14 protein-coding genes are annotated in these 14,133 nt (G+C 60.4%); 11 read left to right on the top strand and 3 right to left on the bottom strand.

What is annotated here, in order from left to right:
• The first annotated feature begins 39 nt into the window (after nt 1-39).
• From secF to VPH40_RS16435, 8 genes are all read left to right on the top strand, one after another.
• Nucleotides 40-1,062, top strand: a complete 1,023-nt coding sequence (gene secF, locus VPH40_RS16470; protein ID WP_099666210.1) for a protein translocase subunit SecF — start codon at nt 40-42, stop codon at nt 1,060-1,062.
• A 74-nt stretch (nt 1,063-1,136) separates the two neighbouring features.
• The gene (locus VPH40_RS16465) at nt 1,137-1,886 is read left to right on the top strand and encodes a hypothetical protein (RefSeq protein ID WP_328573966.1); all 750 of its coding nucleotides are present in this window, start codon (nt 1,137-1,139) and stop codon (nt 1,884-1,886) included.
• Nucleotides 1,883-2,584: a helix-turn-helix transcriptional regulator gene (locus VPH40_RS16460; protein ID WP_180278668.1), complete on the top strand. Its 702-nt coding sequence runs from the start codon at nt 1,883-1,885 to the stop codon at nt 2,582-2,584. Before VPH40_RS16465 ends, VPH40_RS16460 begins: the two co-directional genes overlap by 4 nt.
• A gap of 90 nt (nt 2,585-2,674) precedes the next feature.
• Nucleotides 2,675-3,301 (top strand): glutathione S-transferase family protein, encoded by a 627-nt coding sequence (locus VPH40_RS16455; protein ID WP_328573965.1) that lies wholly within the window; start codon nt 2,675-2,677, stop codon nt 3,299-3,301.
• 196 nt (nt 3,302-3,497) lie between these two features.
• Entirely contained in the window at nt 3,498-3,662 is a 165-nt protein-coding gene (locus VPH40_RS16450; protein WP_328573964.1) for a hypothetical protein, read from the top strand.
• Between the two features lie 557 nt (nt 3,663-4,219).
• Entirely contained in the window at nt 4,220-5,527 is a 1,308-nt protein-coding gene (locus VPH40_RS16445) for an HlyD family secretion protein (RefSeq protein WP_328573963.1), read from the top strand.
• A 39-nt stretch (nt 5,528-5,566) separates the two neighbouring features.
• Nucleotides 5,567-7,702 (top strand): peptidase domain-containing ABC transporter, encoded by a 2,136-nt coding sequence (locus tag VPH40_RS16440; protein WP_099666214.1) that lies wholly within the window; start codon nt 5,567-5,569, stop codon nt 7,700-7,702.
• Between the two features lie 429 nt (nt 7,703-8,131).
• A complete protein-coding gene (locus VPH40_RS16435) occupies nt 8,132-8,245 on the top strand; it encodes a class IIb bacteriocin, lactobin A/cerein 7B family (RefSeq protein ID WP_143451431.1) in 114 nt (37 codons plus the stop codon).
• Between the two features lie 382 nt (nt 8,246-8,627).
• Here VPH40_RS16435 and VPH40_RS16430 read toward each other — a convergent pair whose 3' ends face one another.
• From VPH40_RS16430 to VPH40_RS16420, 3 genes are all read right to left on the bottom strand, one after another.
• Complete coding sequence (locus VPH40_RS16430; RefSeq protein WP_046684532.1) at nt 8,628-9,476, bottom strand: HDOD domain-containing protein; 849 nt, start codon at nt 9,474-9,476, stop codon at nt 8,628-8,630.
• A gap of 291 nt (nt 9,477-9,767) precedes the next feature.
• On the bottom strand, nt 9,768-10,052 hold the full coding sequence (locus VPH40_RS16425) for a hypothetical protein (protein ID WP_070220679.1): 285 nt from the start codon (nt 10,050-10,052) through the stop codon (nt 9,768-9,770).
• A gap of 45 nt (nt 10,053-10,097) precedes the next feature.
• The gene (locus VPH40_RS16420) at nt 10,098-10,532 is read right to left on the bottom strand and encodes a MarR family transcriptional regulator (RefSeq protein WP_180278670.1); all 435 of its coding nucleotides are present in this window, start codon (nt 10,530-10,532) and stop codon (nt 10,098-10,100) included.
• Between the two features lie 131 nt (nt 10,533-10,663).
• Between VPH40_RS16420 and VPH40_RS16415 the strand changes: the two genes are divergently transcribed.
• From VPH40_RS16415 to VPH40_RS16405, 3 genes are all read left to right on the top strand, one after another.
• The gene (locus VPH40_RS16415) at nt 10,664-11,608 is read left to right on the top strand and encodes a GlxA family transcriptional regulator (protein ID WP_099666215.1); all 945 of its coding nucleotides are present in this window, start codon (nt 10,664-10,666) and stop codon (nt 11,606-11,608) included.
• 141 nt (nt 11,609-11,749) lie between these two features.
• Nucleotides 11,750-12,991 (top strand): acetylornithine/succinylornithine family transaminase, encoded by a 1,242-nt coding sequence (gene astC, locus VPH40_RS16410; protein ID WP_289907249.1) that lies wholly within the window; start codon nt 11,750-11,752, stop codon nt 12,989-12,991.
• A 107-nt stretch (nt 12,992-13,098) separates the two neighbouring features.
• Nucleotides 13,099-14,130 carry an arginine N-succinyltransferase gene (locus VPH40_RS16405; protein WP_328573962.1) on the top strand — a complete coding sequence of 344 codons (1,032 nt, stop codon included), beginning with the start codon at nt 13,099-13,101 and terminating at the stop codon, nt 14,128-14,130.
• Nucleotides 14,131-14,133: the final 3 nt, after the last annotated feature.

The following is a 14,133-nucleotide window of genomic DNA, read 5'->3' as shown; positions in this document are numbered from 1 at the left end:
CCAGCCGCCGGACGCACAGAATAGAACTCAGAGGATTTCATGGAATTTTTCCGGATCAAAAAAGATATTCCCTTCATGCGCCATGCGTTGATTTTCAACGTCATTTCGGCCGTGACCTTCATTGCCGCCGTCTTCTTCTTGTTCCACAAGGGCTTGCACCTGTCCGTGGAATTCAAGGGCGGCACCCTGATGGAGGTCAAATACCCGAAAGCGGCCAACCTTGAAGGCATACGCGGCACCCTGATCGGCCTCGGCTATGAAGAGCCGGGCGTGACCAGCTTCGATACGGCGCGCGACGTGATGATACGCCTGCCGGTGGAAAAGGGCGTGACTGCCGCGAATACCTCGCAGCGCGTGTTTGAAACGCTGTGCAAGGCCGAGCAAGGCACGACCAAGGGCATCGATACCGTCACCGACAAGGGCGAGCACGTCATCAAGACCGCCTGCGTGGACCCTGCCGGCAACGAAGCGCTGGTGCTGCAGAAAGTCGAATTCGTCGGCCCGCAAGTGGGCGAGGAACTGACGCAGAACGGCTTGAACGCGCTGGTGATGGTTGTCGTGTTTGTGATGATCTACCTGGCCGTGCGCTTCGAATGGAAATACGCCGTGTCGGCGATTATCGCCAACTTGCATGACGTGGTCATCATCCTGGGCTTCTTTGCCTTCTTCCAGTGGGAATTCTCGCTGACGGTGCTGGCGGCCATCCTGGCGGTGCTCGGTTATTCCGTCAACGAATCGGTGGTGATCTTTGACCGTATCCGCGAAAACTTCCGCAAGCAGCGCAAGGCTTCCGTGCATGAAGTGATCGACAACGCGATCACCAGCACCATTTCGCGTACCATCATCACCCACGGTTCGACCCAGATGATGGTGCTGTCGATGCTGGTCTTCGGCGGCCAGACCCTGCACCACTTCGCGCTGGCGCTGACCATCGGTATCTGCTTCGGTATTTACTCCTCCGTGTTCGTCGCGGCCTCGATCGCCATGTGGCTGGGCGTCAAGCGCGAAGACTTGATCAAGCCGGTCAAGGAAAAAGACGAAACCGACGGCGCCGTGGTGTAAGCGCAGGTTTTTTTGCAGGTCGAATGAAGAACGATCACCGTTTGCGGTGGTCGTTTTTTTTATGGCGGATGACGATGAAGCGTTTTTTATGGGTAGGTTTGATGGCGGGCGTGACGGCGCTGGCCGGCGCCGCCGATTTCAGCCGCACTGGCAGCGATAGCATCGCCATGCGCGGCCCGATCGCCGCGGGCGACGTGGCCAAGCTGCAAGGGTTGGCAGCGCCAGGCACCACGCTGTTGCGCGTCAATAGCGATGCAGGCGACCCGCAGGTGGCGATGCAACTGGGCCGCTATCTGCGCCAGCAGCAATGGCGTCTCACCATCGACACCGTCTGCGCGGGCAGCTGCGCCCTGTACGTCTTCCCGGCCGCGCGCCATATGCACATCCCCGCCGGCGCCGTGCTGGCGCTGCAGGAATCGGCGTTCCTGCGCGCGCAGGCCGGCCCGGAGCGCATGCGCCGCAGCCTGATCGAGGCGGGCGTGCCTGCCGATGCGCTTGACCGTGAAACGGCGGCGCTGGCGGCCCAATTGGCAGAGACGGCAGCGCTGGAAACGGCGTTTGCCGCGGAGCTGGGCATCGCACCCGCCTTTTACCGCGATTTCCGGCAAGTGGCGGTGCAGGCCGAGAGCGTGCGCCAGCGCTTTCCCGACCAGGAGGCGGCCGTCTACTGGTGGCCAGCCGCCGCCCGGCTGCAGCGCTGCTACGGCATCGCCGGCGTGCAAGAGGGGACGCGCGCGGCGCGCCTGGCGTCCGACGGCTATCTGTACGTGCCGGCCCTGTCGGCCCTGGTCATGGGCGACCAGGCTTTGCAGGCCTGTCCATGAGCCGCAGCGGCCGCCTGTTCCTGCTGATGGACGCCATGCGCGCCAGGCGCGTGCCCGTCACGGCGGCTCAGCTGGCGCAGCAGCTGGGTGTTTCCGAGCGTACGATTTATCGCGATATCCAGACCCTGGCCGAATTGGGCGCCCCCCTGCAGGGCGAGGCCGGCATCGGCTATGTGCTGCGCCGTGGCGCCTTCTTGCCGCCGCTGATGTTTGGCGCCGATGAACTGGAGGCGCTGGTGCTGGGTGCGCGCTGGGTGCGCCGGCAGGGCGATGCGGGCCTGGCGCAGGCGGCCAGCAATGCCCTGGCGAAGATCGCGGCCGCCTCGCCGCGCGACCTGCGCGACAGTATGGCCGAGACCAGCTTGTGGGTGCCGCTGGGGCGCCCCGCCGATGGCACGCAGCCGGCCGACCGCTACGTGCAGCCCGTGCGCGAGGCCATCCGCTACGAACAGAAGCTCACCCTGGGCTACCAGGATGAGCATGGCAGCGCCACCTCGCGCACGGTGTGGCCGTTTGCCCTGGCGTTTTTCGAAGGCAAGCGCCTGCTGGCCGCGTGGTGCGAGCTGCGCGGCGATTACCGGCATTTCCGCATCGACCGCATCGCCAGCGTGCAGCAGCATGACGAACGCTATCCCACGCGGCGCCATGTGCTGCTGGATGCCTGGCGCAAGGCGCACGAGATTGATCCGGAAAGCTAGCGCCCCGGAATCCTGACATCCGCTCCTGACAAAAACTGTCAGTGACGGCGACTACGATGGTGGCTTCTTCACTCACCGGAGCCATCTGCCATGCGCCTGTACCACCACCCCATGTCCTCGAATGCCCGCCGTGCCCTGATGACGGCGATCCACCTCGGCTTGCCGCTGGAACTGGCGGAAGTCGACCTGATGAATGCGGATGACCGCCGCCGTCTGTCCGAGCTGAACCCGAACGGCAAGGTCCCCGTGCTGGCCGATGGCGCTTTCCTGCTGTGGGAATCGTGCGCCATCATGCAATACCTGGCCGAGCAGATGCCGGGCCAGACGATTTATCCGCAGGCGCCGCAAGCCCGCGCCGACGTCAACCGGTGGCTGTTCTGGGCCGCGCAGCACTTCGCGCCCGCCATCAGCGTGCTGGCCTGGGAACGCGCCTGGAAGGGCATGACGGGCAATGGTCCGGCGGATTCGCTGGAGGAGGCGCGCGGCGAGCGCGATCTGCATGAATGCGCCGTGGTGCTGGATGCGCATCTGGCGGGACGCGGCTGGCTCAGCGGAGAAGATGTGACCCTGGCCGATTTCGCCGTGGCCGCGCCGCTCATGTACAGCGAGGCCGTGCGGCTGCCGCTGGCGCAGTACCAGCATATCCAGACGTGGTTTGCCCGCGTGCGGCAGCTGCGCGCCTGGCAGGAAACGGACGTGCAGCTATCGCCGGGATAATCTGCGCGCTAAGTGTGCCAGCGCACGGAGCTGGCGCGGCGCACGGCATAAGATAGGGCTGTCTCTTTCAGGACATCCCTAGCTTTGGACTTTACCCGCTTTCGAGCGGGTTTTTTTTGTCCGGTGTTTGAGGGTGGCTTGATAATTTGATACTTGCTGCACATATGGGGCCTCTCCCACTGCCAGCAGGTACGCCATGTTCATGCCACGCCATCCGAAACCCCTGTTGAGTACCAAGGCGGTTGCCACGCAAGTCGTCCAGCAAAAGCAGGAAATGAAGGCCATGGACAAGCATGTGCTGATCGTCGACACGGTCAAGCCGGCGGCACCGCCGCCAGCGGGCAAGAAGCCTGCTGTTTGATGGACGAGCACCTTCAGCAGCGATGGCACCGCAACGTCCCATTCTTGATTTTTTCCCGGACCAGGGAGATGGTCCGGGCGCAGCCATGCAGGGATGCGCAATTACCCAATTCGAAACGGAAGTCATTTTTGAACTTGGTGAGGTATTTAAAATAAAATCCTGGTGATTTTTAAATTTACCATTCTGTGATAATTTGATAGATTTCTTTGATGGGATTAATGTAGAATTTTCTTTTGATTGTCAAATTTTCAAAGATGTTTTTCGTGACATGAAAAAGAGGTAAATTTCAAATGGCCTGAAAATCAGGATATTTTTCGCATATTTTTTTAAAAAGATATGGTTTGCTTATGCATGAGACCTTTCTTGATTTTTGGATTCCATTTTGATAAATTTTAATATTTTATGCCAATGAAAATAATCATCGTATTGCATTCTGAAAGACAGGGGCATATGGTTTTGGAATGCGAGGTCACGGTCTGATTTGTAAAGTGCAGCACTCTTGCATAACAAGGTTCAGTTTTGGCTGATTAAAACTATTTTTCGAAAAGCAAATCATCTTGCGTGATCAACCCAGCGCCCCGGCTATCGAGACCAGCCCCGTCCAGCCAGTCCAGAAACTGTTCCGCCAGCAAGCCATCGAGCATCTGGGCAATAAACAATACGGCACCGTATTGCTGGCGCGGCCCGTCAGCCATGTATTCCTGACCTGGCTGTTCCTCGCTATCGCGCTAGCCATCGTCGCTTTCTTCATCTTCTTCAGCACCACCCGCAAGGCGCAGTCGCAGGGCGTGCTGCTGCCGACCAGCGGCGTGATCCGCGTCATGCCGGGCCAGGCGGGCGTCATCGCCGGGGTGCGCGTCAAGGAAGGGCAGGCCGTGCGCGCGGGCGAAGTGTTGTTCGTGCTGTCGGGCGAGCGCAGCAGCGCCAATGCGGGGGCGCCCCAGCAAGTTGTCTCGACCCTGCTGAAAAGCCGGCGCGACAGCTATGACGCGGAATTGCAGCAGTCGCGCCTGCAATCGCGCCAGCGCATGGCGGCGGGACAGCGCCGTGCCAGCGACCTAGCGGCGGAAATCGCCCGCATGGATGACCAGATCACGCTGCAGCAACGCCGCATTACCTTGGCGGAACAGTCCTACCAGCGCTACGGCGACCTGCACGCCACCCATTACATTTCATCCGCACAACTGCAGGATAAGCAAGCCGAGCTGCTGGACCAGCACCAGCGCCTGGCGGAATTGCAGCGCATCAAGTCGGCCAGCCAGCGCGACCTGGCCACCACGGAAGCGGACGTGCGCGACTTGCAGGTGCAAGCCCAGCGCGATACGGAAGGCTTGCAGCGCAATGTCTCCGCCATCGAGCAAGATTTGACGGAGAACGAGGCGCGCCGCGAAATCCTCGTGCGCGCGGCGCAGGATGGCATGGTCACGGCCATCACCACCGAACTGGGGCAAACCGTGGCGGCCAACAGCGTGCTCGCCTCCGTGCTGCCGCAAGGCGCCCAGCTGGAGGCGGAAATCTACGCGCCGTCGCGCTCGGTCGGCTTCATCAAGCCGGGCATGACGGTGTTGCTGCGCTACCAGGCGTATCCGTACCAGAAATTCGGCCAGTATCCGGCGCTGGTGCGCGAAGTGGCCAGCACCTCGCTGCGACCCGAAGAGCTGGCGGTGCCGGGCGCCGTCAGCGGCACGAATGGCGAACCCTTGTACCGCATCCGCTTGAGCTTGCAGCGCCAGAGCGTGCAGGCGTATGGCGAAACCCTGCCCCTGAAGTCGGGCATGCTGGTCGATGCCAGCGTGCTGCTGGAACAGCGCCGCCTGTTTGAATGGGTGCTCGAACCCCTGTTCAGCATTTCCGGGCGCCTGTAAGCCCACCCGCTCTCTTTTCACTTTTTACGTCTGCGCCGCATGCATTTTCCTGATCTCGCCCACCTGTCCTTCTGGCGCAGCCAGCGCCTGCCCGTCCTGCTGCAAACGGAAGCGGCCGAATGCGGCCTGGCCTGTTTGTCCATGGTGGCCAGCTACTGGGGCCACCAGACCGACATTTCCAGCATGCGCCGGCGCTTTTCCGTGTCATTGAAAGGCGTGACTTTAAAAGGGCTGATGGCGATGGCGCAGGGCCTAGCCCTGCATACGCGCCCCTTAAAACTCGACATGCAGCATTTGCCCGAGCTGAAACTGCCCGCCATCCTGCATTGGGATTTGAACCATTTTGTCGTGCTCAAGTCCGTCTCCGGCAGCCATGTGGTGATCCACGACCCGGCCGTGGGCGAGCGCCGCCTGCCGCTGGCGGAAGTGGCGAAACATTTTACGGGCGTGGCGCTGGAGCTGACGCCCACCGCCGAGTTCAAGAAGGCCGAGGAAAAGCAGCAGTTTTCCCTGCTGTCGCTGATGGGGCGCGTGGTGGGCCTGAAGCGCGGCTTGCTGCAATTGCTGGTGCTGGGCCTGGCCTTGCAGGTGTGCGCGCTGGTGGCGCCGTTCTACATGCAATGGCTGGTCGATGAGGCCTTGCTGGCCGCCGACCGCGACCTGATCACCGTGCTCGGTTGCGGCTTCCTGTTGCTGGTGCTGGTGCAGACGGCCATCGGCGCCGTGCGTTCCTGGATCACCACGGTGCTGGCCACGAATTTGAATCTGCAATGGCTGGGGAATGCCTTTGCCCATCTGCTCAAGTTGCCGCTGCCGTACTTCGAGAAGCGCCACACGGGCGACATCGTTTCGCGCTTCAATTCCATCCAGACCATGCAGCGCAGCCTGACGACGCAATTTGTCGAGGGCGCCATCGATGGCGTGCTGGTGCTGGCCACCCTGGGCATGATGCTGGTCTACAGCCCGCTGCTGGCGGGCGTGGCCTGCATCGCCGTGCTGCTGTATGTGTTGCTGCGCTGGATCTTGTTCAAGGCCATGCGCGAAGCGACGGCCGAACAGATCATCCATGCGGCCCGGCAGCAGACGCACTTCCTGGAATCCGTGCGCGGCATCCAGAGCATCCGCCTGTTCGGCCGCGCCACGGAGCGCCGCGCCAGCTGGACCAACGCGCTGGCCGACCAGTTCAATGCCGACCTGCGCATCGCCAAGCTGTCCGTGTCTTACCAGACGGCCAATACTTTGCTGTTCAGCGCCGAACGGGTGATCGTCATCTGGATGGCGGCGCTGGCCGTGCTGGACAACCGCTTCTCGGTGGGCATGCTGTTCGCGTTCATCAGCTACAAGGACCAGTTCAGCCAGCGCATGGCCAGCCTGGTCGATAAATTATTTGAGCTGCGCATGCTGCGCCTGCATGGTGAGCGCGTGGCCGACATCGTCCTGACCGATGCGGAAACCGATGGCAGCGACGTCGAGGTCGACATGGACGATATCTCGCCATCGATCGAGATCCGCAACCTCACCTTCCGCTATGCCGCTAGCGAACCGAATGTCTTGAGCGGCCTCAATCTGAGCATTCCCGCCGGCCAGTGCATCGCCGTCACGGGCCCGTCCGGCTGCGGCAAGACGACGCTCATGAAGTTGTTGCTGGGTTTGCTGGAACCGACGGAAGGCGAAATCCTCATCGGCGGCATCCAGCTGGGCAGCCTGGGCTTGACGAACTACCGGCAATTGCTGGGTACGGTCATGCAGGAAGACACCTTGTTTGCCGGCTCGATCGCCGACAACATCAGCTTTTTTTCCCCGTCGCCGAACGACCAGCAAATCCAGGTCTGCGCGCACCTGGCCGCCGTGCATGCGGAAATCGCCGCCATGCCGATGGCCTTCAATACCCTGGTGGGCGACATTGGCAGCGGCCTGTCCGGTGGCCAGAAACAGCGCATCCTGCTGGCGCGCGCCCTGTATAAGAATCCAAAGCTGCTGGTGCTCGACGAAGCGACCAGCCATCTGGACGTGTGGAACGAGCAAGCTGTCAATGCCGCGATCCAGAAAATCCAGCTCACGCGCGTGATCGTTGCACACCGCCCGGAAACCATCGCCATGGCGCAGCGGGTGGTGATATTACAGCAAGGAGTAATCGTTCAGGATGTGATGCAACAGGTTCAAGAAGCTGCATAGCGTACGCTGCCGGATAAAACATGGGACTGGCATTCCATTATAGTCAAGTACAGCTTACGCTATGTATTGGGATGAAACTGATATATTTGTTGTGTGTCTGGCTTGCAACGTGAATTTTCTATTGAAAAAATAACTTATTCATTGAGATTGATGGCTATTTTTCAGGATGCCAGGTGCGCAGCCACTTCAGCATGGCCTGCTGGATGGGATCGATGAAAGTCTTGGTCAATATGCCTAATTAAAAAATTTCCAATGAGGATTGAGTGGCCAATATCCTCCAATTTTATATTCTACTTTCTAGATTATATTTAAAAAAGAAAAGTTAAATATTTTTTCATCATTGCTTAAAAATATTCTTTTTATGCTACTATTATTCTGCCTTGAGAATACTTCCATGGCATATAACCTTAGACTAAAGGAAATAGAATCATGCAAGAAATGAATATCAGTGAAGTTGAAGCTGTATCCGGTGGCTTGGGTCCTCTTGCTGCATTGGCAGTTGTTTGTGTTGTATTCGCTGTTGCAAAAATGATACTCGATTAATTGGTTTTTTCAAGGGATTCAAGTATGGATCCCTTGAATAGAGAATTTTCTATCCAATAAGTTCCATGTTATCCATAGGATATTGTTTATCTATGGTTCGGATTTTTATATTCAATATCAGATAAGCCACCAAGAATTAACGATGCCAAGAGCTGGTTTGATAATCTGGTAAAAATGTGATGTGGTAGATGACGCATTGCCAGAGTCATGCATCCCTCATGAAGCAATGAGATGCGCCAGGCGTCGATACGTTCAATGAGCAGGCGTCTACCGTGAGCGCGAGAAATAAGGCTTTGCCCATGATCTGCCTCAGTCAGCAATGGGCAGCCAGATGGGGCAGGAAATCAGCCGGCAGGCATCGGCCATGCCCGCTGAACCATGCCTAGTGCACGAGCACCTTCAGCAGCGACTGCACTTCATCGTCCGATTCTTCCATGATGCTCGACAAGGTCGCATCGTCGCCGATCAGGCAATCGATGCTGCGCGCGGCGCGGGCGGCGCGCACGGCGATGGCGGCCGGGCTTTCGTTGAGGGGCGACGAGACGGGCGCCAGGTCATTCGCCAGCAGCAGGGTATCGCCCAGCGATTCGGGCGGGATGGCGCGCAAGCCTTCCCACAGCGCATCGATGGCGCCCATCACCGCTTCCGGCACCTTCAGTTTGGTCAGGACGCCATGGCCGATCGCTTGTTCGCCATGTTCGACCCAGTCTTCCGGTTCGCCGTCGAGGATGCCGGGGAATTCGGCCGCGCGCGACAGCAGATAAAAGCCGCCCACTTCATGCATGATGCCGGCAAACAGGGCCGTATCGGGGTCCACCTTGGTGACGCGGCGGGCCAGTACCTGCGACAGGGCCGCCACGTGGGCCGTATGCTCCCACAACTGGTTGGCCTTCGCTTGCAGCACGGGATCAGTGATGGTGCTGCCCAGCTGGCGCACGATCAGCGATGCCACCACCGACTGCAGGGTACGCACGCCGAGCCGTTGCACGGCGTTGCGCACGCTGGTGATTTCATTGCCGGACCGGTTGAACGCCACGGAATTGGCGATGGCCACCGTGCGCGCCGCCAGCAGCGGGTCAGCCTGCACCAGCTTGGCTGCGGCTTCGATATGGCAGTCGGGATCGGCCAGCGCCTCTTGCAGCTTGAGCGAAGCGTCCACATTGGCAGGAAAGGTCAGCTCGCCACGAGCGGCTTGTGCGGCGATGCTTTTAAAGGCGTCGAGTCTGTTCATTGAAAAAATTATACTCGCAATATTTCCGTACGGAACTTTTTAACCGTGATCTTTTCGCAAACAGCTTGGCAAAAGGCAAGCAAATGCCCCGGAAGCGAAAAAAGGCATGCCCCTGTATCGGTGGCATGCCTTTTTTTTAACGACAGCGTTCGTCACGGCGCTGGACAGGACCATCGCGAGCGGATGGGATTTGTGGCCGAGAAGCGCAACCGTACTTTAGTACGGGGGCGCCGAGCCGGTGAGCATCGCCGGCCGCAAAGCGCACCGCGCAGCAGGTCCTGTTCAGCGCTACTACAGAGCTTCGCTGAAGATGGCGTCACAGCCTTCAACCAGCTCGTCGCTGTCTTCCAGTTCATCCGTCAGGCCCAGGTCGAACAATTCCTCGACGGCGTTCATGAAGCTGTTGTGCTTGGTGGCGCCGATCAGGCGGTAGATTTCGCCGTCTTCGTTGCGCACGCCGATGATCAGTTTTTCCTGGCGCACCAGTTCCGGCGTGCTGGCGTTGAGCAGCAGGTTGCCGATGATGTGTTTATCGAAATGAGCGGGCTTTTTGCCTTCGAGCAGTGTGGTTTTCAACTTGGTTTCCTTTGTCTTGTTTGAATGTCTGTGCTTGGTGTATGGTCAGCCGTGGCCGTTGGCGATGGCGTGCTTCAAGCCCGCCAGGGTGGTTTCCAACCGCATGAAATCGTCTTCGGTATAGCCGTCGAACAGGCGCTGCCCCTGTTTTGTCAGTTTGGGGAACACGTCATGGAACACGTGTTCGCCCTCGCAGCTCAGGCGCACGTAATAGGAACGCTTGTCGCGTGGACAACGTTCGCGGATCACCAGCCCCTTTTGTTCCAGCCGGTCCACCACGCCCGTCAAGGTACCCTTGGTGATCAGGGTTTTCTGGCCCAGTTCCTTGTAGGACATGCCACAGGTGTTGCCGAGCGTGGCGATGATGTCGAATTGCGCATGCGTCAAGCCGTACTGGCGCACGAAGTCGCCAGAAAACCGCTCGAAGCCTTGCATGCATTCGGCCAGCAGCCGGATACTTTTTAAATATCGTTCACCCATGGGGGGGATTATATCCTTCCGCCCCGCTTTTTTCCGCCGCGCCAGGATGTGCCCTTGCATGAGGGGCTCGATGGGGCGGAAGTCCGGTATCATGTGGGCAACTCAGCCCTTGCCCCTGGCCCGCCTCGCCGATGTCCTTCGCTAATCTTTCCCGTATCGGCCTCGACAAACCGCTGCGTTTGCTGCTGGTCCATGCCGGCGATGCCGAGTCGATTACCTGGGCAGGCCTGGTGCAGCCGCTGCGCCTGTGCGCGCGGGCGCTGGGACCGGAAGCCCTGCAGCTGGACGTGCGCACGCCGGAACAGGTGGCCGCGCAGGGCGGCAACTGGCATATCGCACTGCTGGTGGCCGATGAAACGGAGGCGCCGCTGCGCGTCGAGCTGTGCCGGGCCGTGATCGAACGCTGCCGCTCGGCGCCATTCTGGGGCGGCGTGGGCGCTGCCGTGCTGTGGCTGGCCGACGCGGGCGTCATGGATGGTGTGCGCATCGCCTTGCCCTGGGCCTTGTATGCCGATGCGGAAGCGAAGGCCGAACGGGCCATTTTGACGCCGCATTTGTTCGATATCGACGGTCCGCACGTTACCTGCTGCGGCGGCGCGGCCAGCATTGACTTTTCGCTGACCCTGATCGAGACCATCTTTGGTGCCGACGTGCAGGCGCTCGTCAAGGAGGCGTTGTGCGTGGACAAGGTGCGCGGCAAGGAAGAGCGCCAGCGCGTGGCCCTGCAGGCGCGCTTCGGCGTGCTGCAGCCGAAATTGTCCGAAGCGGTGACCTTGATGGAGGCCAATATCGAAGAACCGCTGTCGACCGACGACATCGCCAGCCTGGTGGGCCTGTCGCGGCGCCAGCTCGAGCGGCTGTTCAAGCAATACCTGGGCAGCCTGCCGTCGCGCTACTACCTGGAGCTGCGCCTGCAGCGCTCGCGGCAATTATTGCTTGATACACATTATTCCATCGTGCAAGTTGGCCTGATGTGCGGCTTTTCCTCCGGTTCGCACTTTTCCACGGCTTTCGGTACCCTGTTTGGCAATACCCCCCGCGAAGAGCGGCAGCGCAAGCTGATGCCGCCGGCCTAGCGCCGCGTCAAGGCAGCTGTGATGAATTGTGAAAATCCTTGTCGCAGATTCAAAAGAGTTTTAGCATCCCGCTTTTTATAATGCAGTACACACGTAGCTGTCGTAGCTGCGGAGTACCTAACATATTGATGGGGAAATGCTATGAATGCCAAGCTTGATTCGACCGTAACGGCTCGTCCAGTCACCCGGGAAACCTTTGACCAGGTCCTCGTTCCTACCTACGCCCCTGCTGCCATGGTGCCCGTGCGCGGTTCCGGACTGGACCTGTGGGACCAGTCAGGCAAGCATTACCTCGATTTCACCTCCGGCATCGCCGTCAACAGCCTGGGTCATTGCCATCCGGCCCTGGTCGACGTGTTGACCAAGCAAATCAATAATTTGTGGCATTTGGGCAACGGCTACACCAACGAGCCTGTCCTGCGCCTGGCGCTGGCCCTGACGGAAGCGACCTTCGCCGACCGCGCCTTCTTCTGCAACTCCGGCGCGGAAGCCAACGAAGCGGCCCTGAAACTGGCGCGCAAGTATGCGCACACCAAGTTTGGCGCGCACAAGTCGCGCATCATCTCGTGCTTCAGCTCCTTCCACGGCCGCACCCTGTTTACGGTCTCCGTCGGCGGCCAGGCCAAGTACACGGAAGGCTTCGAGCCGCTGCCGCCGTCGATCGACCACATCGCCTACAACGACATCGAAGCGGCGCGCGCCGCCATCGGCGATGACGTGTGCGCCGTGATCGTCGAGCCGGTACAAGGCGAAGGCGGCGTGGTGCCAGGCAATCCGGAATTCCTCAAGGAGCTGCGCGCCCTGTGCGACAAGACGGGCGCCCTGCTGATTTTCGACGAAGTCCAGAGCGGCATGGGCCGCACTGGCGCGTTGTTCGCCTACATGGGCTACGGCGTCACGCCGGACATCCTGACGGCCGCCAAGGCGCTGGGCAACGGCTACCCGATCGGCGCCATGCTGACCACGAATGAACTGGCGCAAACCCTGGCCGTCGGCACCCACGGCACCACCTACGGCGGCAACCCGCTGGCCGCCACCGTGGCCCTGACCGTGCTGGAAACGATCAACACGCCGGCGTTCCTGGCGCGCGTGAAAGAAGCGAGCGTCAACACCATCGCCATGCTGCAAGGCTTGATCACGGATTACCCGCAAGTGTTCTCCGTCGTGCGCGGCAGCGGTTTGCTGCTGGGCCTGGTAGTCAGCGATGCCTTCAAGGGCCGCGCGAAAGACATCCAGAAAGCGGCCGAAGCGCAAGGCTTGATGGTGCTGATCGCCGGCATGGACGTGGTGCGCCTGGCGCCGGCCCTGATCGTCTCGGACGAACAGATCGCCGAAGCGGGCCGTCTGCTGCGCGTCGCCATCGACGGCATGCTGAAAGCCTGAGGCTAGCCTCGCTCCCTGTTTGATCACCGGCCCGCCGCTTTGCTGCGGGCCGGCTTGGTTCTACCCGGGTTTTCAGCCCATGTATCGTCAGCATTGAAGGAGTACCCATGTATGTTGTCCGTCCGGTAGAAATCGCGGATATTGCAGCCCTCGAAGCGCTGGCCGCGGTAACCATGCCGGGTGTCCATACCCTGCCGAAGACGCGCGAAAAAATCGCCGCCTCCGTCGAGCGCTCCATCGCCTCGTTTGCCGCCCATGTCGACATCCCCAGCGAAGAATCGTATCTCTTCGTGCTTGAATCCCTGCTCGACAAGAGCATCGCCGGCACGGCCGCCATCTTCGCCTCGGCCGGCTCGAACGGCACCTATTTTTCCTTTCGCAACGACGTCATCCAGCAAGTCTCGCGCGATCTGAACATCAGCCACAGCGTGCATGCGCTGACCCTGTGTTCGGAGTTGACGGCGTATTCGCAGCTGTCCGGTTTCTATGTGCGCAACATGGAGCAGGCGGGCCTGGAAGCGGCCTTGCTGTCGCGCGCGCGGCTGCTGTTTGCCGTGCTGGCGCCGCACCGTTTCGGCGACCGCTTCTTCGTGCCGCTGGCCGGCATCACGGATGCCGACGGCCAGTCGCCGTTCTGGGATGCGCTGGGCCGCAAATTCTTCCAGATGGATTTCCTCGATGCCGAAAAAGTCATTGGCGGGGCGCGCAACCGCACTCTGATCGTCGAACTGATGCCGCATTACCCCGTGTACGTGCCGCTGCTGCCCGGCGACGCGCAGGCGGCCATGGGCCAGATCCACCCGAGCGGCGAACTGGCTTTCAATCTGCTGACGGAAGAAGGCTTTGAAGCCGACGATTACATCGACATCTTCGATGGCGGCCCGATCCTGCAGGCGCACAAGCATGCGCTGCGCTCGTTTACGGGCTCGCTCACGCGCCGCGTCGTCGCAGGCGTCACGCCCAGCCGCACGGGCCTGAAAGTGCATTACGCGGTCGCTTCGGGCGCGGAGCGCAACTTCCGCGCCGTCACCTTTACCTGCGATGCGCTCGAAGCGCAGGACACCATCGGCTTGCCGCCAGAGCTGCTCGAGGCGCTGGCCGTGGCCGAAGGCGACAGCGTCATTTGCGTGCGCATTTAACCG

The sequence above is a fragment of the Janthinobacterium sp. P210005 genome, from assembly GCF_036231865.1.
Taxonomy (GTDB): Bacteria; Pseudomonadota; Gammaproteobacteria; order Burkholderiales; family Burkholderiaceae_D; genus Janthinobacterium; species Janthinobacterium kumbetense.
Note: the sequence above shows the minus strand (reverse complement) of the source record. Positions and strands in the feature narration are given on the sequence as shown.

Coding starts and splice junctions, on each gene's coding strand:
- secF (WP_099666210.1), top strand. CDS start 40: ATGGAATTTTTCCGGATCAAAAAAGATATTCCCTTCATGCGCCATGCG.
- VPH40_RS16455 (WP_328573965.1), top strand. CDS start 2,675: ATGCGCCTGTACCACCACCCCATGTCCTCGAATGCCCGCCGTGCCCTG.
- VPH40_RS16450 (WP_328573964.1), top strand. CDS start 3,498: ATGTTCATGCCACGCCATCCGAAACCCCTGTTGAGTACCAAGGCGGTT.
- VPH40_RS16405 (WP_328573962.1), top strand. CDS start 13,099: ATGTATGTTGTCCGTCCGGTAGAAATCGCGGATATTGCAGCCCTCGAA.
- VPH40_RS16430 (WP_046684532.1), bottom strand. CDS start 9,476: ATGAACAGACTCGACGCCTTTAAAAGCATCGCCGCACAAGCCGCTCGT.
- VPH40_RS16415 (WP_099666215.1), top strand. CDS start 10,664: ATGTCCTTCGCTAATCTTTCCCGTATCGGCCTCGACAAACCGCTGCGT.
- VPH40_RS16420 (WP_180278670.1), bottom strand. CDS start 10,532: ATGGGTGAACGATATTTAAAAAGTATCCGGCTGCTGGCCGAATGCATG.
- VPH40_RS16440 (WP_099666214.1), top strand. CDS start 5,567: ATGCATTTTCCTGATCTCGCCCACCTGTCCTTCTGGCGCAGCCAGCGC.
- VPH40_RS16435 (WP_143451431.1), top strand. CDS start 8,132: ATGCAAGAAATGAATATCAGTGAAGTTGAAGCTGTATCCGGTGGCTTG.
- VPH40_RS16465 (WP_328573966.1), top strand. CDS start 1,137: ATGAAGCGTTTTTTATGGGTAGGTTTGATGGCGGGCGTGACGGCGCTG.
- astC (WP_289907249.1), top strand. CDS start 11,750: ATGAATGCCAAGCTTGATTCGACCGTAACGGCTCGTCCAGTCACCCGG.
- VPH40_RS16460 (WP_180278668.1), top strand. CDS start 1,883: ATGAGCCGCAGCGGCCGCCTGTTCCTGCTGATGGACGCCATGCGCGCC.